Genomic DNA, 22,602 nt, shown 5'->3' on the forward strand with positions numbered 1-22,602 from the left:
TCACCCTTGATAGCCGAACAGTCGAGGCAGCCAGAGCACCAGATCAGGTGCAAAAAGCAGGACCAATAGCGCCCCGATCAAGACAGCAAGGAAGGCCCAGATTTCGGCAATGATCTCGCGCAGTGGAATGTCGGTGACGGCGTTGATGACAAAGAGAAGAATGCCATATGGTGGAGTGATCAAGCCGATCATAGAGTTGACCACGACAAGCACTCCAAAGTGTACGAGGTCAATGCCAAGTGCTTCGCAAGTCGGAATAAACAGGGGAACGATCACCAAGATGATGGTCGTGGCATCCAGAATGCAGCCCAGAACGAGGATCAGCAGGTTCACCATAATGAGGAACATGATCGGGCTAACATCCGCGCCTTCCAGCATTGCGGAAATAGATTGCGGAATTTGTTCCTGGATGACGATGAAGTTCAGGATGAAGGCGCCGCCGATGACCATTCCGACTGCTGCTGAAGAACGCGCACTGTCGATAAACACCTGAAACAGGCCACGCTGTGTCAGGGCGCGATAGAAAAATGCGGCCAATAGGAGCGCATAGAAAGCTGCGACAGCAGCGGCTTCTGTAGGTGTGGTGACACCGCCGTAGATGCCGTAGAGCAGTATCGCTGGCATCAACAGTGCAGGGAAGGCATTGGCCGTCATTCGCGGCAACTCTTTAAGAGGCACGGGCTCTTCAAGCGCAAAGTTGCGTTTGCTGGCGAGATAGTAGTTCATCGCCATCAGCACCGCCCCCATGATCAATCCCGGCAGGATACCCGCCAGAAACAAAGAACCGATGGAGGCTTTTGATACGAGCGCATAGAGTACCATGGGGATAGACGGAGGAATGATCGGGCCGATTGTCGCCGAGGCGGCCGTGATGGCTGCAGCATATCCACGGCTATAGCGATTGTCCTTGGTCATCATCTCGATGATGATTTTGCCTATGCCGGCAGCATCCGCCACGGCAGAGCCGGACATGCCCGAGAAAATCAGAGAAGCCACCACGTTCACATGGCCAAGCCCGCCTTTGAAACGGCCTACAGCTGCGACGCAAAAGTTCAGCAAGCGGTCCGTGATAGAGCCTGCATTCATGATGTTAGCTGCTACGATAAATAGGGGAACAGCCAGCAAAATAGTGCTGCGGTAAAATCCCTGCAGGATTTTCTCGCCCGCCAATGCTACGTCTAACCCTGCAACGCCAAGATAGACGATCGAGGCCAGCATGATCGAGTATCCGATGGGCGTTCCGATCCCTGCAAGCACAAAAAGTGTCAGCAGGCACGAAGCAAGTTCAAAGCTCATTTTGTAGTTCCCTGATCTTTGTCGTTATCTTCATGCGGAACGTCCACACGCGGATGATCGTCCACGACGTTGTAGCCTACGACCAATTCAAGTTCGGTTTTTGGAGGCCCGTTGCGCAAAATGTCGAACACAAGCCATGCATAACGACTTGCAATAACTGCCATAAAGACGAGGTAGATTGAGAACACGTCGCGAAGCGGAATTTTGTTGCCGGAAAAGGGGTTTCGCACCGTGGAGGTTTTGCGGATTTTCATCCAGTCGATGTAGTCCCAAGTCGGCAGGAAGCTGTAGAGCACGCCTGCGACCACCGCGAGAGATCCAATGATCGCAAACACCATGCGCACTTTTGTGGAAACCGAGAGATAGATAATGTCGAATTTGACGTGATCGCGCTCGTGAACCACAAATGCGCAGCTGAAAAAGATCACCCAAACCCAGAGAATACCAATCAGTTCTAGGGTCCAGCCGGCAGGGGTAAAGAAGTATCGTAAAATGATTTGCAGAAGAAAGATTATGAAGATTGCCGCCAGCATGCCGCCGGCAATCGCTTCTGAAAGTCGGGAGAACCCCCTGATCAGCTTTCTCATGAGTGACCTCCCTCGAATATGTTGGGCTTAGTTACCCAAGGCGTTGATTTTATCCAGAACGCCTTCTGGCCAGGAAGCAGCGAACTCACTGTCTAGGTACATGGACTGCACCTGGTTGCGAAATGCGTCGAGATCGGGTTCGTAGATCGCCATACCTTGTTCCTTTAAGAAGCTGACAAGGTTTGCTTCTTTCTCCAGTTGTTTTTGACGCCCTGATTCAGCGGCTGCATCTGCGGCCTTTTGAACGGTCGCTTGCTGGTCAGCTGTCAAGCCGTCCCAAACGGCTTTCGACATGGCGATGTAGTTCAGATCGACGAGGTGCGAGGTCAGAACAATCTGATTTGTGACCTCGTAGAACTTGGCGTCAACAACGGTTGGTAGCGGGTTGTCTTGACCATCCACCGCACCTGTTGAAAGTGCTGTATAGACTTCGGAAAACGCCATTGGCGTTGGCGCGGCGCCAAGGGTTTTACCAAGGAACTGCCACGCATCTGTGCCCGGCATGCGGAGATTGACGCCAGCCAAATCGGCCGGCGTCGTCACCGTCAGTTCATCTTTAGTCTGACGCAGGTTCACTTGGCGACGCCCCAGGTACATGACCGACAGCAGTTTGACGCCCAGTTCTTCTTCTGCCGTCTTTTTGAAAGGGTCCATCAGAGGGTCGTTAAACACGGCCACTTGGTGCGCGGCATCTTGATGGACATATCCGGTCGCAAAGATGGAGAACTCGGGGAAAAACTGTGCCAGCTCCTGTGCTGACGCAATAGACATTTCCAAGTTGCCACGGCTGATGGCGTCGAGCTCAGTACCTTGGGCAAAGATTGTGCCGTTGTAGCTTGGCTCATAGTCAGCAAAATCAGCAACCATCGGCGCAAAGACTTCGGCCATGGCCACGGAACGCTGATCGGTTTCAGAGCCTGATGTTGCCAGGCGGAGCTTCACCTTGTCTGCTGCAAGCGCGCTGCCTGCGGCGCCAAAGGCGAGGCCGGTGGCCATGAGCACCGAGAGCGCAGTTCTGCGTGTGAATTTGGTCATCGTCTATTTCCTCCCTTAGACTGATACTCAATCTTCGATGTTGATCATTGGCTGATTTTATTATTTTTGCAATATTTTTTGCGAAATATCAGATATTTTAGAGGTGGGCGCGATCTCAGATTGCATGGAAGTCGGTTCTGCTATGGTGACCGATACACCAGACGTGCAAGATTTTTGAATCGCTTCAATGACTTGAAGGGTTTTCAATCCCTCCCATCCCGACACCAATGGTGATGCTTCTTTCCTTGCCACCTTCACAAAATGCGCGATCTGATTGACCAAAGGGTCCGAGGCAGCGGTCCTCAAGGATGTGACAGAAATTGGTGTCCACCAGTCTCGTTGCCCCTCTTCGTGAGACCAAAGGCGGAGATCTGGTATTGAGATCGATCCGTGCGAACCACCAATGAGATAGCTGCTTTCTTGAGTTGTGGGATATATCGGGTATTCGCCAGACGTAAGTTCCCAACTCCATGGGGATACAATGCTGTCTGACACACTAATTGTGGCGATTGCGCCATTTTGAAAAGTCATGACGGCAGCGGCGACATCTTCGTTATCAAAGCCGCGCAGTGATGGTTGGGCATAGGCATGCACCTGAACTATCTCGCCTGCCAAGTAGCGCATGAGATCAATGTCGTGTACGAGGTTGACAGAAATCGGGCCGGCTCCCTTTTTCTTCCGCCATGGTGCCACGTCGAAATACCCGTCGGGTTTGTAGAACCAGCAAGACCCTTGAATGCCGCGGATCTCTCCAATTTTGTTGGCATCAATAGCTTGTTTGGCCGCCGCAATCAGCGGATTATGACGGCGATGATGCCCGACGAGCAACGGTACATCTGAAACTTCTGCAGCGTGAACCAATTTCAGAGCGGACGCTGCATCGACGGCGATGGGCTTTTCCACAAGCAAAGGGCAGCCATAAGCAACGCAAGTGAGACCTTGCTCGATATGAAGTGGCGTTGGAGTAGCAAGAATGACCCCGTTAGGGCTAACTGTTTGCAACATCTGACTGAGATCGGAGAAGTATGGGGCGCCTATTTTGGCCGCATAGGTCTCCCCCTCGGGGGTTTGGTCTACCACTGCCGCCAAGGAAACATTTTGCAGGGATTGGATCGCATCGACATGTCTGCGGCCAACCAAGCCCACGCCAACCACGGCAATTTTAAACGGGTCTGACACCTAAGGTCCCTTCTGTTTTCCAGCATGACCAGTCGCATGGGGCGCGACTCACTCAATGTTAGGAGCGTATGCGTGATCCTTGTGATTTTCAATAATATCAGATATTTTAAATTTCATATGTCGTAAAGTGTGATTGCTGATGCCGCGCCTGACTGTTATTTGTTGGATAAATTTTCGGATATTGAGCAGACCACATGGCAAAGCAGCCTTCCACGATTGGTGCCAGCACCTACCAGCAAATCAAGCGTGACATCATCTTTGGTGAGCTTGAACCTGGTGCCAAACTCAAGTTGGAAGCGCTGAGAAAACGTTATGAAGCGTCTCTGTCTACCTTGCGTGAAACTCTCAATCGGTTGGCGAGCGATGGGTTCGTTGAGGCTCCGGAACAAAGAGGCTTCCTTGTTAAGCCGGTCTCCAAGGAAGATTTAAAGGAGATTGCAGACCTGCGCGCGCTTATCGAGTGCCACGCACTTGAGCTCTCTGTGGAGAATGGCGACACCGAGTGGGAAGGCAACCTGGTTGCCGCGCATCACAAGCTACACTTGATGGAGAAAAGACTGCTCGGTGGGGATGATACAGGAAAAGAGGATTGGAAACGGTACGATTTTGAATTTCACAAAGCCCTGATCAGCGCGTGCAATTCTGAGAACCTTATGTCCATCCATGAGATCGTTTTTGACAAGTACCTCAGGTACCAGATGCTTGTTCTTACTTACCGCGGGCAAGAAGCCGTCGATGAGCACAAGGCGATCTTCGATGCCGCCATCGCTCGAGATAGCAAAAGCGCGAACCGCATGCTTAGGCAGCACATAAAAAAGGGGTTGGAACACTCGCTTGACGCGTTCTAGCGAACGCTCACGTCGTAGCTATTTTTCGGTGCCTCCAACGCTTGAAAAATTTTATTGCAGTTCTGCATCAAGCGGGCCCACTAGCCCAAGGACCATTTGTAAGCATCTTGAATCTTCCTTCTAAATCGACTGGACAACTGGCCTTCGCTGCAGCCGGCACTAGCGACCGTTTTGGGCCGCTATGAAAAAAGCCAATGGGCGCTTTGCGCATTTCGTGGCCTTTAGAACTTAGTGAAGCATTTTGCACTCCGGGCTCTTTTCGAACTTTCTCCGCACTTGAGAGTAATGTCGGCTATCGGTCTACTGCGATGTGGTGGAAAACCTTTGAGTCGTAAAAGGCAAAAATAGTGCGGCTTGGAGAAAACTGTAGATTCAAATTCAATGGCTTAGCGGTGAGGCAATGGCAAAGCTATGTGTCGCCCCACAATTGTGTTGAACGTCACTGATAGTTGACTCAATTGACAGCCAAAACCTCAATAAATCTGCAAGTCGCTTCATTCATTTCTGACCCAATCTGAATAACGGTCCTTCATCAACATTGCGGCTAAAGTCTCAACAGAGCCCAATCCTTAACTCGGACATGGCGCGGCGAGCCTCAGCGGCGACCGCGGGCTTTGAGCCCAAAGCTTTCGGTCGTTGCAGGATGTGGGATGGGCGATCGGGACTTTAGTCTTCCCCATGGCAAACTGCATTTTTGGCGGACGTGTATTTCGAAGAAATCTGTTGATGCAAACACCTGTCGCTATTGTGCGCGCTCGGCGCGCAACGCTCTTTGAACTTCCTCGACGATCATCGGCGCCACAAGTCGGGCGCCGGCATTGCTGAGATGATCATCGTCGAAATAATAAATGCCCTGTTCATCGGCATTCAGACACCGCATCGTGTCTGCGCTACAGAGCACATTCTGAACACGTGCGCCAAATATGCTGGGGACGTCCGTAACAAGTCGGTCAAACAGCGCATTCACCTGCGCTGTGCGCGCCATGTAGACGGCATATGAGGTGGTTATTGTGGTATTGCCATCATTAAAGAGCACGTTTCTCATGCCGTAGCTCGGAACATCCCAGCCAGCTTCGGGAATGGGATAGACGAGTACAACGTTAAACCGTTTGGCCAACATGCGGATACTTGTTTCAAAACCGTCCAGGACGCGCGCGCGTCTGTCGTCATCGTTCCACTCACTGCTGCTGCGCTCAACAAAATCTGCCCATCCAGGCCTTCCCGCCTCAATACCGCCTTCGCCATTGTTGTAGCGACTGCCGTGCAGATAGATTGGAAACCTTGCCGCAAGCACGATTGTGCTGACATCATTATCTGAAGCCCAATCATAGGCGCCCGCCAAGAAGTCTTGGCAGTTTGTAATTCTTCCATGTTCGTATGTTTGGAAGCCGAGAAAGGGCAAACAACTGACGTGCGACAGGGAGTAGTACTCTATGTCGGCTTGACTGAGTTGTTGCGTGAGGCCGTCACTGAGCGCCCACATATGACTGTCACCAATCGCCAAGACATCAACCGCGCGGCTGAGTGTTGAAACACAGGCTTCTTGGGGATGAGGCCGCGCAGGACGGTTTTCATCAAAACGACAGGTAAGATCTGCTCTATCTTCATATGCTACGGCAAACCTTTGAACGTCTTCGCCAAACCGCCAATCAAAGCCTTTCCCCAGAATTGTGACCACTCCAACCGCAACAAACGCCACGCCAACGGCGCCGCTTGCCAGAAAGACATGTCTTCGGTTTGAAAAAATGGGATTTGTTTGTGATCTGAACGGTTGTTCGACCCAACGCCATGTTCCCCATGCCAAGAGCAGGGAGGCCAAGCCCAAGAGTGCCATAAAGCTGTGGCTCGGCTCCGTCAGTGTGCGAAGCCGTGCAAAGGCAAACAACGGCTGGTGCCACAGATAGGCGCTGTAAGAAATCAGGCCAACACCAACGAACCCGCGTGTCGACAACACGCGCGCCGCCCATGTGTCCTTGTCTGCATATAGGATGATCAGCGCGGTGCCGAGCACAGGCAGGAGGGCATAGACACTGGGAAAGGGCGTGTTTTTGTCATAACCAAAAATCGCAAACATGATCAAAGCCAGACCGAGCGCACTCAGAAAATTGTTTGATCTCTGCGTGTGCCCGACGGTCAAAAAAGCGCAGATCGAGCCGGCCAACAGCTCCCAGGCGCGGGTTGGTGCCAGATAAAAATTGGCGCTGGCAAAACTGCGCCACCCCCATTCCGACAAAAGCAAGCTGACCACAGCGATCGCGACAATAAGCCAGAAGACTTTGGTGCGTCCAATCCGCCATGCCAGCAGTAAAAAGACCGGAAAAATGAGATAGTACTGTTCCTCAACAGCCAGACTCCACGTGTGGAGCAGGGGCTTTAGCTCGGCAGCCGCGTCAAAGTACCCGCTTTCTTGCCAGAACATCACGTTTGAGACAAAAAAGACCACCGCGATCACGCTGTTTGCAAAATCCTCCAGCTGCGAGGGCAACATCCACATGTAGGCGAAGGGCAAACAAGCCAGCATCACAAAAAACAGCGCCGGCAAAATGCGTCGTGCCCGGCGTTCATAAAACCGCAAGATGGAAAAAGCGCCTTGCTCCAGCTCGCCAATCAAAATGCTGGTAATAAGATAGCCGCTGATCACAAAAAATATGTCAACGCCAACGTAGCCACCGCCAAACAAGCTAAAGCCAGCATGAAACAGAATAACCGGTAGCACAGCGACGGCACGCAATCCGTCGATCTCTCTTCTATACTGCATGGCCCCTCAAAAACTTTGCCTCTGAAACCAGAATTGAAACATGCAAATTCTTGGTCTGCTCGTTTGCCAAACCCATGTCGATGCGCCGGAGACTATGTATTCGGATAGGCCACGCACCGCGCGCTTGCAACATGAATACTATCTGACAGCCGGTCCCGGAGTGGTTTTGGCAACAGGCTCGTCACTGAAGAGCTGACGAACACCTTGCGGTATGCCGGCTTGCAGCTAACTTCCCCAGTTTTGCCAGAGGCTCACCTTCGGCTTGACGGGCGGGCGCTTTGCGCCTTCCCTCGGGTCTGGCGAGCCGTTGAGATTGCCAAGGTTTCCTACGTCCTGCGGTGCGGACATAGGCACTTTCCGCGCATCTACGCGGTGAAAAACGGTGTCTTGTAGGGGATATTGTGGCGGAGAGACAGAGATTCGCACCCTTGGTCCCCGTGAAGGGACAACGGTTTTCGAGACCGTTTCTGTGGCTGTTTCCCAAAACTCCAGTCCAACAAAATAAGGATGATCTAACGGCGGATTAGGCAATATCGGCATATGAAGCGGGTAGGGGTGTCATAGAAAAGGGGCATAGTAGTCGGGCTGGGTTAGGCCTTCTGAGCGAGCGCAAGATTTGGCGATCGTCGTGAATGGGCGTATTTTGTTGAAAAACTCATCCTTGATCGGTGCATGAACTGCTGATTCAATTCTTCCAATGGGTGGGAGGATAGAGCGATGTTGGGACCGAGGCAGGAAGCGCAGGCGTCGCTATTCTATGAGTTCTCATTGGAGAACCACGTGCCCCAAGATCACTTGCTTCGGTCGATTGATCGCTTTGTCGATTTGAGCAGCATTCGAGTGCATCTCGCGGATTTCTACAGCCACACCGGTCGTCCATCGGTCGATCCTGAACTGCTGATCCGTATGCTGCTGGTCGGCTATTGCTGCGGCATCCGCTCTGAGCGACGGCTGTGCGAAGAGGTGCATCTGAACCTGGCATATCGATGGTTTTGCCGCCTCGATCTGAATGACCGTATCCCGGATCACTCGACGTTCTCCAAGAACCGGCATGGGCGCTTCCGCGAGAGCGAACTGCTGCGCCACCTTTTTGAGACGACTGTCGCGCGGTGCATCGAAGAAGGTCTGGTCAGCGGTCAGCGCATGGCAATCGATGCCAGCCTGATCGAAGCCGATGCCAACAAGCAGAATTCAACGCCAAAAGAAGAATGGGATGCATCAACCATCGATCCAGAAGATGCGCCTCGTGCGGTTCGCGAATATCTCGACACCCTGGATAAGGCGGCTTTCGGAGCTGCGAGCGAAGTGCAACCCAAGTTTACCTCGCATTCTGACCCTGCCAGCCAATGGACGGCAGCGCGTAAAGGGCCTGCTTTCTTCAGCTATTCCGACAATTACCTGATCGACACGGATCACGGGGTTATAATCGACGTGGAAGGCACCAGATCAATCCGGCAGGCAGAGGTCGGATCGACCAAGACGATGCTGGACCGCGTGAAAGCGAAGTTCGATCTGCATCCGGAGCGCCTGATCGCGGACACCGCCTATGGCACCGGGCCGCTCCTGGGCTGGCTTGTCGACCGCAACATCGCCCCGCACATTCCGGTCTTCGACAAGTCCGGGCGCAACGATGGCACTTGGACGCGGGCGGATTTCGAGTGGGATGCAGAAAACGATCAATACATTTGCCCTGAGGGCCAGGAACTCAAGCAGTTCCGCCGCAACTATTCTGACCCAAACCGAGGGCCAACCGGCAAGGGCACGGCCCGCTACCGCGCCCTGAAAGAAGTTTGCCAGGCCTGTCCATCAAAAGCCAAATGCTGCCCTAATGCCGATGCGCGCAAAATCACCCGCGAAGAGCACGAAGACGCTCGTCAAGTCGCCCGCGAGATCGCCAAAACCCGCCAATACGACATCTCGATGAAACTCAGAAAGAAGGTCGAAATGCTCTTTGCCCACCTCAAACGCATCCTCGGTCTGGGACGGCTCCGACTACGCGGACCATGTGGTGCCAATGACGAATTCCTCCTCGCCGCCACCGCCCAGAACCTCCGCAAATTGGCCAAGATCTTTCCTGCGCCGCAGCAAACGCGCAAAGCCTGACCAGAAAGGCGCTCGCGCTCGGTTCAGCTCATCAATTTCTGCATCAGCAACACGTTGTTTTTCAACAGAATCGGCCGTTCGTGTTATTACGCAGCGCTCATCATCGACGGCACAAATAGTGATTTCTGAAATGCGACGTCGGTTGTGTTGGGGCTTATCGCCCCACCGCTTTCGTTTTGTGGGCCAGCGGGATTTGGACAAGCCAAACGCCCCTGGCCGTCAGGGTGAGGGCGCTGCCCTCCCCCCGGGCAACCCTATTAGACAGGGCCGTGTCCTCGGCTACGCCTGCGGGCCGCACCACCCCTGTCGAATAGCATTGCCTCGCCCCCTCCCGCGTTCGCCCCGGCACATCAAAACTGGGGCAGATCAGCAGGAGCAGGCGGCTTCGCCGACTGAACCTGCAAATCAGCCCTGATTTTCCGAAAGGGAAGTCAGATCAATCGAAACAGCCTGCGGGAGCATGAAATGAGGATGTTAGGTCAGTGAATGACGCAAAGGTCAAAGTCGTGTGAGGTTCAACATCGAGCAATAAGAATGGAAAGGTTCTGTCGCAAATGGCAGAACTATGTGTCGTCTCACAACATTCGTGTGGAACGTCACTGATATTTGACTCAATTGACGGCCAAAACCTCAATAAATCTGCAAGTCACGTCATTCATTTCTGACCCAAACGTCAAGCATTTCTGACCCAATTTGAATAGCGGTCCTTCATCAACGCTGCGGCTAAGGTCTCAAGAGAGCCCAGACCCACCATTTTTTGCGCCATGACGAATGACGGCTTTGCTACCAGCTCTCTCGAAACTCATCGGTTGGAGTGGGTTATGAAATAGCTGTAAGAAGAACGAATTTTTAGAGACATGCCGATCTACTGTTCATGACGCGGTGTGCGATCTTACGCACCTCTCAAAAACGATCGCTTTTGTAAATGCAACTTCGACTCACCACGACCCTTACAACGGGCAAGGTCAATACTGACTCGACACCAGAGCTCACTTCGCTTGTTTGTCAAACTGTTCAACGCAACAACTGCGGCGCTAGACACTCACAATTCAAATGTGAAAACAGGTACTTTTTTGAGACACAGCTTCCCCAATCATCATTTGATCTTTTCGGCAAAACGCTCCCAAGCTTCGCGAGTAGTCGAGCTATTCGTGTTTTCCAACTTTTCAATCAACTCTGCACCCGCCGCCTCAATCAGATCAGGATCGAAGGCCTCTTTTTCATACTGATTGTCAATCCACTCATGGAACTTTGCACGCCATAGCTCCGAGTATCGCTTACCCTCGTATAGCCATGGCATCCCGACTTCGCGAACCAAAAAGACCACTACCGGAAGCAACGCAGACAGCGCTATCACCTCCGAGATAGTTGAGTAAGAGTTTCGGTCCACCTTTGAGGCCACCTTTAGGAGAGTTGCCTCAACTTCAGGCTCTTGTGAAACCAGATTTGAAAACTCTGCTGGGCTCACTGGATCCATCGCCTCACTCCTCATTTTTCGAACTTATAGAAACCTCTACCGTAACTTCCTCTAGCTTTCCGGCTAGCTCAAACTTCTCGGTAACCATTGCCAAAGCGCGTTCACAAAATGCCTCCAGATCCCTACATTCTGGAGCATCCCCCATGTTCCCACGCATTGACTCATCAAAGAAGCAGAGAAAGCAATAGTCTTGCCCCAATGCAGACTCGGCGGTCACGGCATAGATCGGTTCGCTTTCACCTTCCCGGTACACATAGAGGATATGCAGGTAGACAATACCCCCGGTGGTCTGGAAGTCAGTAAAAAAGGACAAAACAAACCCTGCCCCGCGCAACAATTTGACATGACGACCCTCACCCTTGACGGGAAAGTATGGGTCCCGTTCCGGTACTTGGTCATAAGTGACGGAGCCATCTCCGTCGTTGGGCTCAATGGAATTTATCAGTCGCTTTGCTTCGATCACAAGCTTATCATGTTGGGTATTATTGAGATTATCGATGACTGAATTGGCATACTCGCGTGCGAGCTCGTTTCTATTCGAGCGCTTATACAAGTAACCAACTTGGAGGCGAACTTCCGCCGCGATCGCTATTTCGTTTGCTGAATCATACCTCTTTATCGCTTCTCGCCAGAGTTCGATAGCGACATCAACTGCGTCAAACGTAGCCGCGAGCGAAGCACGTTTGTTGAGCAGATCAGCCATCTCTAGGAAACTACCAACCGAGGAAAGCGCATCCGTGGCAAGTGAATAAGCTTTAGAGGCAACAACAAAAGCTTTTTCAACTTCACGAATCAATTCGTCCTTATTATAGTCTGGTTCCTCAACTATGTCTCGGGCTCCTGTACGCTCTAAGTAGTTTAACTTATATACCAAATTCTCTACCCGTCTGTGCGCTATGCTTCCTGAGCCTACCAAGGCTTGACCAATGGTAAGTCGGTCATCTGGATCGCTGTTCGCGAGGACATAGTGGAACCAACGGTTAGCTTGATCAAAATCTTCTAGGAAGGTTAGGGTTGCGAAGGATTCTCCAAGTCGCAGAGCCAACTTTACTGCGAGCTTCGCTTGACTGGATGCCTCATTCAGCAAGATCCCGACTTCGTAGTTCTTCACGCATTCCACTAGTGCCAACTCTCGCTGAATGTCGGCTAAAAGGACAAACTCGTCTGCCAGATAAATGTCCGCATCGTATTCAACGTCAGCGAGCTCAACTGCGACTAGACGCTTTTTTCCGTCCAAATCATCGCCAAGAGACTGTATAAAATCTCTCTGCACGTCATAGGCCAACGTGGTTTTTCCCAAGCGCAGGAACTTTTGAACCAATACATAAGCCCACGGTCTAAACCCTACGTCGTCGCCACTCTGAGCGAGCTCTTCAACTAGTTTGGAATTCTCTACCAAAAAATGTACGGCTTCAGATGCACGACCATCGTGATCAAAAATTAAGAGTATAGCCTCGACATGCAACCTGAGCGCTAACCAACTGCCATTGCGTGCCGCGTTTCTTGTAGCAATCAAGATGTTGTTCTCTTGACTCAGCAGCTCTTTTATGGCGCTTTCTTCGCCGTTTCTATATCGGATGAGGCAATTGGAAACCATGTCGGTTAACACATTCAGAAAATGATTTCTCGCACATTCTAAATCACTGTGGCAATCTTCGAAAAGCTTCTTAAAGAAGGCGGGAAGAGCCGGATGAATTACAAACTCAACTGCGGTAATCCTATTTAGAAGACCAACACTACTTGCACGCAACAGCAATTCTGAAGTTCTATCCTCCTCGATATTGCGGTCTAAAAAAACTGATTTAGCCAGTGAGGTAAAAAGATCACAAGTAACCCTTCCTTCAAAAAGATGAAGGAGGGAAATTACACCCCTTTCCTCAGCATCAAAAGTTCCAGAAAATCCATAGTTCAGCGAGGCAATAAGTGGATTTGACCGCCCGACTTCCTGTTCGCCATCTAGATCAGATACGCCTTCCCTTAGGTTTGACACAAACGTAGAAATGTCTTGTCGGGTCTTCAGACCTTTTCTGAGAACCTGCCCTATCAAGGATATGATAGTGAGTGGGTTACCTTCCGAAAACCTAAGTAACGGACGCCAATCATATGAGTCTGAGAATTTGTGTCCTGCCCTGAGCACGAGCGCTCGCGCAAGCTGCGTTCTCTCTTGCATCGGCATCGGAGGCAACCGCACCCGCGTGGGCAGATTTCCGAGCCAATCTTGCTCATCGCTTCTGGATGTCAACAGAAACTTGGAATTCCCCTTACTACATTCGCTCAAAAACCCGACAAAATCCCTGAGCTCTTCGTCATTCCAACCTGCTTGCAGCTCGTTTGCAGGCATCGCCATAGCCTCAACATTGTCCCAAATCCACAGGATGCTCGATTTCCTCAGTAGACGAACCGCTATCCTGCGCCTTTCATCGGTTGGCATAGTGAGCCAATCGATCCCTTGCTCATTTAAGAAATCTTCAAAAACCTCAAAAACCTGATTTAGGAGACTAGGAAAGGAAATGTAATGCTCAAATGAAGTAAAAATCTGACCATTCAGTTTTACTCCAGTCTGATTGTACCAACGCGCAAATTCGATCACAGTACTCGTTTTTCCACTGCCCGCATACCCTTGAAGCAAGACAATGTTATGTTGATCGAATGAGCGATCTATCGAAAGTATAGTTTCATCGCGCCCAAAAAAACCTACATCAGGTGGTGGCGGAAGCTGAGTGAAACTAGAAAATTGACCGTCGCGAGGGGAAGCTTCCAAAAATAGAGAGCCAACTTCAACTTCGCGATCGTTATGTTCTACAAATGTAACTGGCATCGCTTCATACACAATCGGGACTACCCAGTCTTGTAGAGGAAGAGGATCATGCGCAACCTCCCGCATCGGCTGATAGAACAATTGCTTCCTGCCAATAGACACTGCTTCTCCTAGACTTGCTCCATTCAGTAGGCTCGAATACAGGTCTGCGACGAACTGCGCCGCTGTAACAACGTAAACGTTGTACCTCATTGCAACGACGCTTAGCGCGCCATGGTTCATGATTTCTTGTGCTAGGGATCCATAGGCCCGGACTTGAGAATTGTGGTCGTATCCATCCTCCCGTGGCTCATCGATTGCCTCTGCATGGGCGGAACGACAAGCATTAAGTACCAAGACCGCAACTTTGGTTTCAGCCAGCAACGCGCCGATCTGGTGTCCAGAAACGGCTTCTACGTTGCTGCCGGAGTTGGGATCTTCGAAGAGAAGATAGCCCCTCGGCCCCGTTCTTCTCGCTCCAAGTCTAAATGGGTTCAGCCCGGCAACCAGCTCGATCAGTCCCGTGTTTATCTCAAGTTCGGTGTAAATCCCATGCCCGTCAAAATGAACAATATCGTAGATCTTACCGCTTGACGCCCTTTTCCGGAGAATCTCGCTCAGGCTGGAGAACGTGGGGGGCCTTAACACATCAAGTTGCATCTCCGATCGTACACTATCCCGCATTCCTCGAATAATTCTGCTGGCCACGGATCGGAATGGAACATCATTCTCCAAGCTTGGACGGCATATGACTAGCAATATACGGAGCGGACTGGAGTCAGCTTTCTGTTTTCTCGATGTGAACATTGATGATTGCGGCTGGGAGCGAACAAACGACTTAGCTACCAAGGCCAAAGGCATTTCGTTGCGCGGGTCACAAATAAGTTCCCACGGTATCTCATTTGCTTCACGGACTTCTGCAACAACCTCTATTCTTAGATCATTGAGACTACCTCGCAACTGAGCCCATAAGTCTCTAGCCGCAGTGTCTTGTCCGAATATGCGGTCAAATAGATCCAAACCAATTTTTCGGATTTTCTCTTCCGACTTGACGGCGATCTTTGGGGCGGGGTCCATTGGGTATTGAAGATAGTCCTCAATGTACCATCTGATGTCTTCTTCGTCCTGCTTGTCGACCTCAAAGTCAAACTCTACAACGGCAGTAATGCGCGGACAATTTGGGATTTCCGCCGCGATCTCTACTCGAATGTCCGCTGTCTTTCCAGTAGACTGGGTAATCCTAATATTTGCCAATTTCAAAAGTACCAAGATTTACTAAATGGTATTAGTTCTTACAAAGTAAGTTTACGTTTGTTTTTGACGAATTCTCGGTGTTATTTGTCGAGACCGATTTTTGAGTCTAGTCGACATGACATTGTCAGCCACTCAAGATTTTGTCGATAGTTTTCTCGCCAAAGTTACCGGGTGTACGGAAGAGCCAATGCACCTTTGGGCACGGGTTTGCTGCTCCGCAATGGCCAATCTGGTTTCGGCGTCCATCAACCTGTCACCCTTCATAGCATTCTCTATGGGCGCAGTCTGGTTTTGAGCGATCAAGCACTGACTGCGATCTCAGTGTTTCATATCGATGAGCAGGGCTGCTACGCATGTTTGCGCTCTACGTGATCCACATCAAGTGCTGCAGCGCTACTCCCACGACGACAAACCGCTTGGCAATTTGGCAAACATGCCCACGCTATATCATTCTTCTTGCACTGCTCCTTTGCAATTGCCCAACAACCTGCAGTAACTGTGCAGGTTCTCGACAGCTCGTTTTATGGGATTTCCTTCACTATTCAGTGTGGTTGATAGGATTGCAAATCCGCTGAGTAGCGCATGGTGCCGGACCTTTAGCAAAGCGCCAAAGCGGACCTTGACACAACGGCAGGTATGTCCGCATTGCGTTGATCTCATCGCTCGGCATCGAACGACATGTCTCCGGATTTCTGCGACGATCGTGACAGCGAAGCGTCGATGGGTTATCCGGAGCCATGATCTGAATGTTTCCATCTGTTCGCACTCAACACGGGCCTTTCCGTGACCGTTGAGATGTGCAGATGAAAGGAAAAGCATGAAACTTCGAGATCTCCCCAAATTCAAGGCAAACGCTTTGACATCGAGACGCTCCAATACAATGCGATTAGCCTGATGCAGCAGGCGGATAAGGGTCCGACATTCCTGCGTGACGCTGGGCAGGTGACCCATGTCGTCATGACCGAGGACCTGTTCGAGGCGCTTTGGCCAGACCCGCAACGGGCCTGGAGCATCTGTGAAATGCCACTCCGCCAGGAGCGTCGCCTGTCTGCGGCTTTGAACAGGTCACTCGCCGACAGTCGCGATGACGGTTAGAAATTTAACATCAATCCAGGCGCTGAAACTCCGTAACAGCGTCCGGAAATTCGCAACCCATGGATGTTTGGCGCCGCCATAACAAAATTTGAACGTCTCTGAACGGGTTTTATGTGAAGCGATCTCTGGTTGAGTATATTACCTATTTGCACGGGCATCCGGGTAAAGCTGCTGCTGTGTGCAATCTGTCTTCTGCATTTGCGTCCTCAAATCTCAAACGTTGGCCCCAAATCCAGCCCAGCTATTCTTTTAACTCATCAGAAAAGCGTTTCATGTCAAAGTCTGGGTCTGTTGGGCCATCAACTGAACCTTCTTTTGGAGCCCCCGCATTTTGGCCAACAGCTCCTCATAGCCGGTGTCTGATGCATCGCTCTGCTCAGTTACCTGACCAAGTTCCGGTGGGCTTGCTCCCTCGATATCTTCCTTGTCGCTCATGCCAACTCACTCCCAATTCACCAAGCACTTGTCGTTAACCCGGACCAGCCCCTCACCACAATTGAGCGGCGGCACATCCTCACGATCCAGCCGTCGCGCCAAATGTATCGCTGCCGTCTTCTGCCGCTGCGCCATCTGTCCAAGCGTAACATATCTCGCTTGGAACTGCTGAATGCTCGACCAGGCAATGTAGGTTTTTGCCCGGTTGGTGTCGGGACTTTGGTGCAAAACCTCGCGCAAATAGCCGTTGTCTCTTAGCGAACGAATGGAGCCCACATTGATCTGAAGGTGGCGCGCGGCTTCGGGCAACGTCAGGTCGCGCGCTTGGTCAACAGCTTTGCTGTCGCACACCGCATCCCAGTCAATTTCAATAGCATGCAAACCGTCTCCCGTTCCGGCGCAGAGAGCCCCGTTAAGTTCACCCTGCTTCCACATGGAGATAACACGTGCCAAAGGAATGCCTCTGACGCGACAGAACTCTCTCAAGGGCGCCGTAAACTTGCCTGGAAGAGACGCTGGGCCGCACCGCAGCACCAAAGAGTAGCGTTGAATGGCCGGAATGGGCCGTTCGTGTTACCCCGCAGCACTCATCATCGTCGGCACAAATAGTGATTTCTGAAGTGCGACGTCGGTTGTGGTGGGGCTTATGGCCCCGCCGCTCTTGTTTGTTGGGCCAGCGGGATTTGGACAAGCCAAACGCCCCTGGCCGTCAGGGTGAGGGCGCTGCCCTCCCCCTCGGGCAACCCTATTAGACAGGGCCGTGTCCTCGGCTACGCCTGCGGGCCGCACCACCCCTGTCGAATAGCATTGCCTCGCCCCCTCCCGCGTTCGCCACGTGGCAGATCAGCAGGAGCAGGCGGATTCGCCGACTGAACCTGCAAATCAGCCCTGATTTTCCGAAAGGGAAGTCAGATCAATCGAAACAGCCTGCGGGAGCAAAATGGAAATGTTGGGTCAGTTTATGACGCAAAGGTCAAAGTCATGTGACGTGCAACACTGAAGTAATGGCGCTCTGGGGAGGATTCGAACCCCCGACCCCTTGATTCGTAGTCAAGTACTCTATCCAGCTGAGCTACCAGAGCGCGGTGTGGGGGAGTTAGAACCTTGCGCGCGGGAGCGCAAGGGCAAAAAGCCAAAAAAGTCAGCTCGCCCCCAAATCTCCTTTCGGAAGGGTGATGCCAAAGGTGGTTCCGGTGTCACCGGTGGCCGCCAATTGGAGCTGTCCGCCATGCCCGCGGATCAGCTCAGCTGAAATTGCCAGCCCAAGCCCGGTGCCGCCTTTGCGAATCCCGCCCTGAAACGGCGTGAACAGATGTTCCTGCGCTTTGGCGGGCAGGCCCGGCCCGGTGTCGCGCACCGAAATCATCCAGGCCTCATCGGTTTCCCAGGCCGAGATCGCGATCTCCCCGGGCTGGCCACTGGCCACAATCGCCTGACGGGCGTTGCGCACGAGGTTGGAAATCACCCGAAAGAGCTGTTCGGGATCCGCGCGCATCATCAGCCCGGCGGGAATGTCCTCGGCAAAGCTCAGATCAAACTCGCCCACCGCAAGTCGCTCACTGGCAATCACATCGGCCACCAGCTCGCTGGGGGAAAACCGTGTCAGCGTTGGCGCGGGCTCTTCGGCCTTGCCAAAGGCCAGCGTGCTTTCACACAGGTGCACCGCGCGGGTGATGGAGTTCACCAGCTTGGGGGCCATCCGCGCCACCAGCGGGTCTTCGCTGCTTTCGATCCGGTCGGTGAAGAGCTGGGCGGAGGTCAGGATATTGCGCAGATCGTGGCTCACCTTGGCCACCGCGCCGCCCAGCTGGGCCAGACGCTCTTTCTGGCGCAGCGCAGAGGTCAGCTCGGTCTGCAGCGTGTGCAGCGCCTCTTCGGCTTCGCGCAGCTCGGTGACGCCGGATTTGGGCGTGATCACGCTGCGCGCATCTTCCGGCGCTGCGGCATAGGTCTGCATATAGCGCACCACGCCTTCGATCGGGCGCACCAGAATCGCGCGCACCGCAAGGAAGAGCAGAAACGCTGTCATGATCGAGATCACCGCCGAAAGCGCCAGAACCCGCAGCCCGTAGTCGATCATCGAGGCGCGCAGATCCTGCGTGCCCATGGTGACCTCAATCAGCAGCCCCGCATCCTGCACCGGCGCGCCGATCACGCGGATCACCCGCTCGCTGCGGTCCAGCAGCTGCATCATCGCGTCTTTGATCAGCACCCCGGCCGAGGCGCCGCGCATGTCATAGGTGTCGTTGATCGGCTCAGGGATGGGAGAGCTGAGAATCAACTGCCGCATCTCATCGCGCCGCAGCACCACGTTGTAGACGCCCGCGTTTTTGAGCAGCTCGTCTTCCAGATCCATATCGATCATGTCATCCGCCAGCAGCGCGAGCGAGGCAATCTGTGCCCGCTCCAGACGCAACAGCAGGTAATCCTCGCGATACCGCGCAACCGAAGGGACAAAGATCAAGACCTCGGCCAGCATTACAAAGATGACCGTGAGGATCAGGAACCGACCTGAAAGCGAATTGAGCATGCGCGTCCGCCCTTTGTTATGGCAGCCAGCGTTGAACGAAGCCGACCACCCGTTTGACCTTAGGATTATCAAACAGTTGCGGAGAGAAATAGGCCCCTGCGACACGCTTGTTGATTTCTCCCACCGTTGGATAGGGCGCAACCATGCCCGCAACGGCGCTCATCTTGAGCTTATTGGCAATCACCAGCGCCCATAGGTTGATAAGCTCGCCCGCCTGCGGACCTGCAATCGACACCCCCACAGGGCGGCCTTTCACGACCATCGCCTTGATCAAACCTTTGGCCTTGCGCTCTGCAATAAGCCGGTCGTTGTGCTCAATCTCAAACCGCGCCACGGTCAGCTTGTCGCCATAGATCTTGCGCGCCTCCGCCTCTGTGGGGCCGATCTGCGCCAGCTCCGGGTCAGTGTAGGTCGCATAAGGGATGTGATCCGTGCGCGCCTTCGCTGGCAGCCCGAACAGGGCGGAGCGGATGATCACACCCGCATGATAGCCCGCCACATGGGTGAACTGCGCGCCGCCCGCCACATCACCAATCGCATAGACCTTGCGGTTGGTGGTTTTCATGCTGTCGTCCACCTTGATGCCGGTCTTGGTGGTCTCAATACCCGCTGCCGCGAGGTTCAGCTTATCGACATTGGCCTTGCGCCCCACGGCCACCAACAGATGTGAGCCGGTAAAACTGCGCCCGTCCTGGGTTTCCACGGTGATGGCCCCCGCCTGCCCGCTGATCTGCTTGGCCATGGCGTCCTCGGCAATCTCAAGCCCTTCGCTGCGCAGGTTATCCAAGACAATCGCCGCCATCTCTGGATCATCGCGGCCCAGTGCCTTGGCGCCCTCAATCACCGTCACCTTGATACCCAGCCGCTGATGCGCCTGCGCCATCTCCATGCCGATGGGACCCCCGCCAATGATCAGCAGATGCTCAGGCGTTTCGGTCAGGTCAAACAGTGTTTCATTGGTCAGGTAAGGCACCCCGTCCAACCCCGGGATCGGCGGCACCAGCGGGCTGGAGCCCGTGGCAATCACCACCCGGCGCGCGGTGATGCGGTGCTCTCCGGCCTCAACCACCTTCGGGCTGACAAAGCGGCCATATTCGCGGATCACCTGCACCCCAAAGCCTTCAAAGCGTTCTTGGCTGTCCACGGGCGCAATCTGGGCAATCACGTCTTTCACATGAGCCTTGGCGGCGGCGTAGTCCACCTGTGGCACCTGATCGGCCACGCCATAGATGCTGCTGTGCGCCTGCCCGTGAGCCGCCTTACCGCTGGCAATCAGCGCCTTGCTGGGGACGCAGCCAAAGTTCAGGCAGTCCCCGCCCATTTCGTGGCCCTCAAGCAGGGTCACATCCGCGCCCATCTGCGCCGCCCCGGCTGCCACAGACAGCCCTCCAGAGCCGGCGCCAATGACCAGCACATCCGTCTTGATGTCTTGCATTATACTGTCTCCCGGCCCCGAATACGCTTGATCACCGCAGGCAGCAACGACAGTGCCGCCAGACCCAGCATCGGCAAGAGCACATGCGGCTCAAAGATGATGCCAAGATTGGGTGTCTCACCGCGGGCAAAGACCTCGCCAAGGCCCGCCCCCACCGAGGTATAGACCAGACCACCGGGGATGATGCCAATGAAAGTGGAGACGACGTAGCGCCACAGCGGCACACCCACCAGCGCAGGGATCAGATTTGCCACAAAGAAAGGCACCACCGGCACCAGACGGATCAGAAACAGCATGGTCCACTGATTCTCATCAATCCCGTCTTTCAGGGCTTTGATCCGCCCCTCAGAGCTGTCCATCTTGGCCGACAGGCGCTCCCCAAGGCCAAACTTGGCCGCCAGAAACACAACCGTCGCCCCCATGGTGGCCGCACCCACGTTGAACAGAACGCCCGGAAAGGTGCCAAACAGAAAGCCGCCGGTGAGCGTGGCAATCGTTGCGCCAGGCAGGGAAAAGCCCGCGATGATCACATAAAGGATCATGAACACCGCCACAGCCGCCCAGTAATGCTGATCCCGGTAGGCAATCAGCGTCTCGCGATTGTCGCGCAGGGTTTCAAAGCTCAGGTAGTCCCCCAATGCATAGGCGCCGCCCACTGCGACACAGAGGATCACCGCCAAAGGCACCAGCCGTGCCCACTTTGATTTTGCCTCAGCGCGTTCGGTCTGGCCCGCGCCATCCGTTAGATCTGCCATCTTTTGGTCGTTACCCTTGGTCACAGTCTGTCTCTTTTCCTCAAAATGAGACAGTCCCCTTCTAAACAACAGAGGGTTCACGGCGGGTTGATCGCACTCGCACGGTTTCGTGATGAAATCCGCCCCTTTCCGCAGTTCTGAAACATTCTGTGTGCATATCGGCCTTCGGGGCTTGTGTTTTTGTAGCAAATCCGCGATCAGGCGTTTGACTTATCTCGCAGGCCCGTCTAAAGACCGGGCTTCGAATAGACAGGCTCCGCGAATCTATCGCTTGATCGACTTGCCGGCGCCTCCACACTTTGTAACGGAGACGGAGCGATGAAACGCACCTACCAACCTTCGAACCTGGTTCGTAAACGCCGCCACGGCTTCCGTGCGCGCATGGCCACCAAAGCTGGCCGCAAAATCCTGAACGCACGCCGCGCACGCGGTCGTAAGTCGCTGAGCGCATAAGCTCACCGACACCGTTTATACGGATCGTTCAAACAAAATGACACCGCCGGAGACCCCCACGGAAGGCCCTGCCAACCACGGGACGACGTCTCCGGCGGTTTCTCTTTGCGCGCAGGAAGCCCTGCTGGTTCTGAAAAACCGCAGCGAGTTTCTCGCCGCCGCCCGCGCCCGCAAACAGGGCACCAAGGCGATGATGATTCAGGCACGCAAGCGCCGCGAGTCGGAAGACGCTGATCCAGCGGTGATCCGCGTCGGCTACACCTGTTCCAAAAAAGTCGGCAATGCAGTTGCCCGCAACCGCGCCAAGCGCCGGATGCGCGAAGTCGCCCGCGCGGTGCTGCCTGCCTTTGGCAAACCCGGCTGGGATTACGTGCTGATCGGCCGCAAAGATGAGACCGCCGCGCGTGACATGCTGGCGCTGCAGGCCGATCTCAAATGGGCGTTGCGCAAGCTGCACGCTCCAGCCAAGCCGCGCCCGCAGACATAAGCCCCCTGCCCTCCACGGCCCGTGTTACAGGACACATCAAGTGAGCGCCTGACAGAGACCCGTCTCAAGGTCTTTCCA

17 protein-coding genes and 1 tRNA gene are annotated in these 22,602 nt (G+C 53.6%); 5 read left to right on the forward strand and 13 right to left on the reverse strand.

Annotation, left to right across the window (positions count from 1 at the left end; genetic code table 11):
* From ACO07T_RS02495 to ACO07T_RS02510, 4 genes are read right to left on the reverse strand one after another with little or no spacing between them, the layout of a single operon-like run.
* Positions 1 to 1,296 carry a TRAP transporter large permease gene (locus tag ACO07T_RS02495; protein ID WP_422048139.1) on the reverse strand — a complete coding sequence of 432 codons (1,296 nt, stop codon included), beginning with the start codon at positions 1,294 to 1,296 and terminating at the stop codon, positions 1 to 3.
* Positions 1,293 to 1,883: a TRAP transporter small permease gene (locus tag ACO07T_RS02500; RefSeq protein WP_422048140.1), complete on the reverse strand. Its 591-nt coding sequence runs from the start codon at positions 1,881 to 1,883 to the stop codon at positions 1,293 to 1,295. The genes ACO07T_RS02495 and ACO07T_RS02500 overlap by 4 nt, the downstream gene beginning before the upstream one ends.
* Positions 1,884 to 1,910: 27 nt before the next feature.
* Positions 1,911 to 2,918: a TRAP transporter substrate-binding protein DctP gene (gene dctP, locus ACO07T_RS02505; RefSeq protein WP_209079075.1), complete on the reverse strand. Its 1,008-nt coding sequence runs from the start codon at positions 2,916 to 2,918 to the stop codon at positions 1,911 to 1,913.
* A gap of 60 nt (positions 2,919 to 2,978) precedes the next feature.
* Entirely contained in the window at positions 2,979 to 4,097 is a 1,119-nt protein-coding gene (locus tag ACO07T_RS02510) for a Gfo/Idh/MocA family protein (RefSeq protein WP_422048141.1), read from the reverse strand.
* 194 nt (positions 4,098 to 4,291) lie between these two features.
* Here ACO07T_RS02510 and ACO07T_RS02515 point away from each other — a divergent pair, with 194 nt between their 5' ends.
* Entirely contained in the window at positions 4,292 to 4,945 is a 654-nt protein-coding gene (locus ACO07T_RS02515) for a GntR family transcriptional regulator (protein WP_422048142.1), read from the forward strand.
* Positions 4,946 to 5,687: 742 nt separating this feature from the next.
* Here the strand turns inward: ACO07T_RS02515 and ACO07T_RS02520 are convergent.
* Positions 5,688 to 7,703, reverse strand: coding sequence for an acyltransferase family protein (locus tag ACO07T_RS02520; RefSeq protein ID WP_422048143.1), 2,016 nt, complete (start codon positions 7,701 to 7,703; stop codon positions 5,688 to 5,690).
* Between the two features lie 717 nt (positions 7,704 to 8,420).
* On the opposite strand from ACO07T_RS02520, the gene ACO07T_RS02525 reads away from it, so the two are divergent.
* Positions 8,421 to 9,806: an IS1182 family transposase gene (locus ACO07T_RS02525; RefSeq protein ID WP_209101862.1), complete on the forward strand. Its 1,386-nt coding sequence runs from the start codon at positions 8,421 to 8,423 to the stop codon at positions 9,804 to 9,806.
* 1,096 nt (positions 9,807 to 10,902) lie between these two features.
* On the opposite strand, the gene ACO07T_RS02530 is transcribed toward ACO07T_RS02525, so the two are convergent.
* On the reverse strand, positions 10,903 to 11,283 hold the full coding sequence (locus ACO07T_RS02530; protein WP_422048144.1) for a hypothetical protein: 381 nt from the start codon (positions 11,281 to 11,283) through the stop codon (positions 10,903 to 10,905).
* Positions 11,284 to 11,287: 4 nt separating this feature from the next.
* Complete coding sequence (locus tag ACO07T_RS02535) at positions 11,288 to 15,349, reverse strand: CHAT domain-containing protein (protein ID WP_422048145.1); 4,062 nt, start codon at positions 15,347 to 15,349, stop codon at positions 11,288 to 11,290.
* Between the two features lie 879 nt (positions 15,350 to 16,228).
* Between ACO07T_RS02535 and ACO07T_RS02540 the strand changes: the two genes are divergently transcribed.
* Positions 16,229 to 16,429: a hypothetical protein gene (locus tag ACO07T_RS02540; RefSeq protein WP_422048146.1), complete on the forward strand. Its 201-nt coding sequence runs from the start codon at positions 16,229 to 16,231 to the stop codon at positions 16,427 to 16,429.
* A gap of 270 nt (positions 16,430 to 16,699) precedes the next feature.
* Here ACO07T_RS02540 and ACO07T_RS02545 read toward each other — a convergent pair whose 3' ends face one another.
* The 6 genes from ACO07T_RS02545 to ACO07T_RS02570 all read right to left on the reverse strand — a co-directional run bounded on the left by ACO07T_RS02545 (position 16,700) and on the right by ACO07T_RS02570 (position 21,584).
* On the reverse strand, positions 16,700 to 16,864 hold the full coding sequence (locus ACO07T_RS02545) for a hypothetical protein (RefSeq protein WP_422048147.1): 165 nt from the start codon (positions 16,862 to 16,864) through the stop codon (positions 16,700 to 16,702).
* A 6-nt stretch (positions 16,865 to 16,870) separates the two neighbouring features.
* A complete protein-coding gene (locus ACO07T_RS02550) occupies positions 16,871 to 17,317 on the reverse strand; it encodes a hypothetical protein (RefSeq protein WP_422048148.1) in 447 nt (148 codons plus the stop codon).
* 552 nt (positions 17,318 to 17,869) lie between these two features.
* A tRNA-Arg gene (locus ACO07T_RS02555) sits at positions 17,870 to 17,946 on the reverse strand.
* Positions 17,947 to 18,005: 59 nt separating this feature from the next.
* A complete protein-coding gene (locus ACO07T_RS02560; RefSeq protein ID WP_209064914.1) occupies positions 18,006 to 19,394 on the reverse strand; it encodes a sensor histidine kinase in 1,389 nt (462 codons plus the stop codon).
* A gap of 16 nt (positions 19,395 to 19,410) precedes the next feature.
* Positions 19,411 to 20,829 (reverse strand): dihydrolipoyl dehydrogenase family protein, encoded by a 1,419-nt coding sequence (locus ACO07T_RS02565; RefSeq protein WP_422048149.1) that lies wholly within the window; start codon positions 20,827 to 20,829, stop codon positions 19,411 to 19,413.
* Positions 20,829 to 21,584, reverse strand: a complete 756-nt coding sequence (locus ACO07T_RS02570; protein ID WP_209065019.1) for a TVP38/TMEM64 family protein — start codon at positions 21,582 to 21,584, stop codon at positions 20,829 to 20,831. The genes ACO07T_RS02565 and ACO07T_RS02570 overlap by 1 nt, the downstream gene beginning before the upstream one ends.
* Before the next feature lie 318 nt (positions 21,585 to 21,902).
* Between ACO07T_RS02570 and rpmH the strand changes: the two genes are divergently transcribed.
* Together rpmH and rnpA are read left to right on the forward strand one after the other, a co-directional pair.
* Positions 21,903 to 22,037, forward strand: a complete 135-nt coding sequence (gene rpmH, locus ACO07T_RS02575; protein WP_005980833.1) for a 50S ribosomal protein L34 — start codon at positions 21,903 to 21,905, stop codon at positions 22,035 to 22,037.
* A gap of 37 nt (positions 22,038 to 22,074) precedes the next feature.
* A complete protein-coding gene (rnpA, locus tag ACO07T_RS02580; RefSeq protein ID WP_422048150.1) occupies positions 22,075 to 22,524 on the forward strand; it encodes a ribonuclease P protein component in 450 nt (149 codons plus the stop codon).
* The last annotated feature ends 78 nt before the right edge of the window (positions 22,525 to 22,602 follow it).

Source organism: Shimia sp., assembly GCF_965227725.1.
In the GTDB taxonomy this organism is placed as follows: domain Bacteria; phylum Pseudomonadota; class Alphaproteobacteria; order Rhodobacterales; family Rhodobacteraceae; genus Shimia.

Bases quoted from the DNA above. Each gene is read 5' to 3' on its own strand.
- ACO07T_RS02495 (WP_422048139.1), bottom strand. From the start codon at position 1,296: ATGAGCTTTGAACTTGCTTCGTGCCTGCTGACACTTTTTGTGCTTGCA.
- ACO07T_RS02500 (WP_422048140.1), bottom strand. From the start codon at position 1,883: ATGAGAAAGCTGATCAGGGGGTTCTCCCGACTTTCAGAAGCGATTGCC.
- dctP (WP_209079075.1), bottom strand. From the start codon at position 2,918: ATGACCAAATTCACACGCAGAACTGCGCTCTCGGTGCTCATGGCCACC.
- ACO07T_RS02515 (WP_422048142.1), top strand. From the start codon at position 4,292: ATGGCAAAGCAGCCTTCCACGATTGGTGCCAGCACCTACCAGCAAATC.
- ACO07T_RS02520 (WP_422048143.1), bottom strand. From the start codon at position 7,703: ATGCAGTATAGAAGAGAGATCGACGGATTGCGTGCCGTCGCTGTGCTA.
- ACO07T_RS02525 (WP_209101862.1), top strand. From the start codon at position 8,421: ATGTTGGGACCGAGGCAGGAAGCGCAGGCGTCGCTATTCTATGAGTTC.
- ACO07T_RS02530 (WP_422048144.1), bottom strand. From the start codon at position 11,283: ATGGATCCAGTGAGCCCAGCAGAGTTTTCAAATCTGGTTTCACAAGAG.
- ACO07T_RS02540 (WP_422048146.1), top strand. From the start codon at position 16,229: ATGCAGCAGGCGGATAAGGGTCCGACATTCCTGCGTGACGCTGGGCAG.
- ACO07T_RS02545 (WP_422048147.1), bottom strand. From the start codon at position 16,864: ATGAGCGACAAGGAAGATATCGAGGGAGCAAGCCCACCGGAACTTGGT.
- ACO07T_RS02560 (WP_209064914.1), bottom strand. From the start codon at position 19,394: ATGCTCAATTCGCTTTCAGGTCGGTTCCTGATCCTCACGGTCATCTTT.
- ACO07T_RS02565 (WP_422048149.1), bottom strand. From the start codon at position 20,829: ATGCAAGACATCAAGACGGATGTGCTGGTCATTGGCGCCGGCTCTGGA.
- ACO07T_RS02570 (WP_209065019.1), bottom strand. From the start codon at position 21,584: ATGGCAGATCTAACGGATGGCGCGGGCCAGACCGAACGCGCTGAGGCA.
- rpmH (WP_005980833.1), top strand. From the start codon at position 21,903: ATGAAACGCACCTACCAACCTTCGAACCTGGTTCGTAAACGCCGCCAC.
- rnpA (WP_422048150.1), top strand. From the start codon at position 22,075: ATGACACCGCCGGAGACCCCCACGGAAGGCCCTGCCAACCACGGGACG.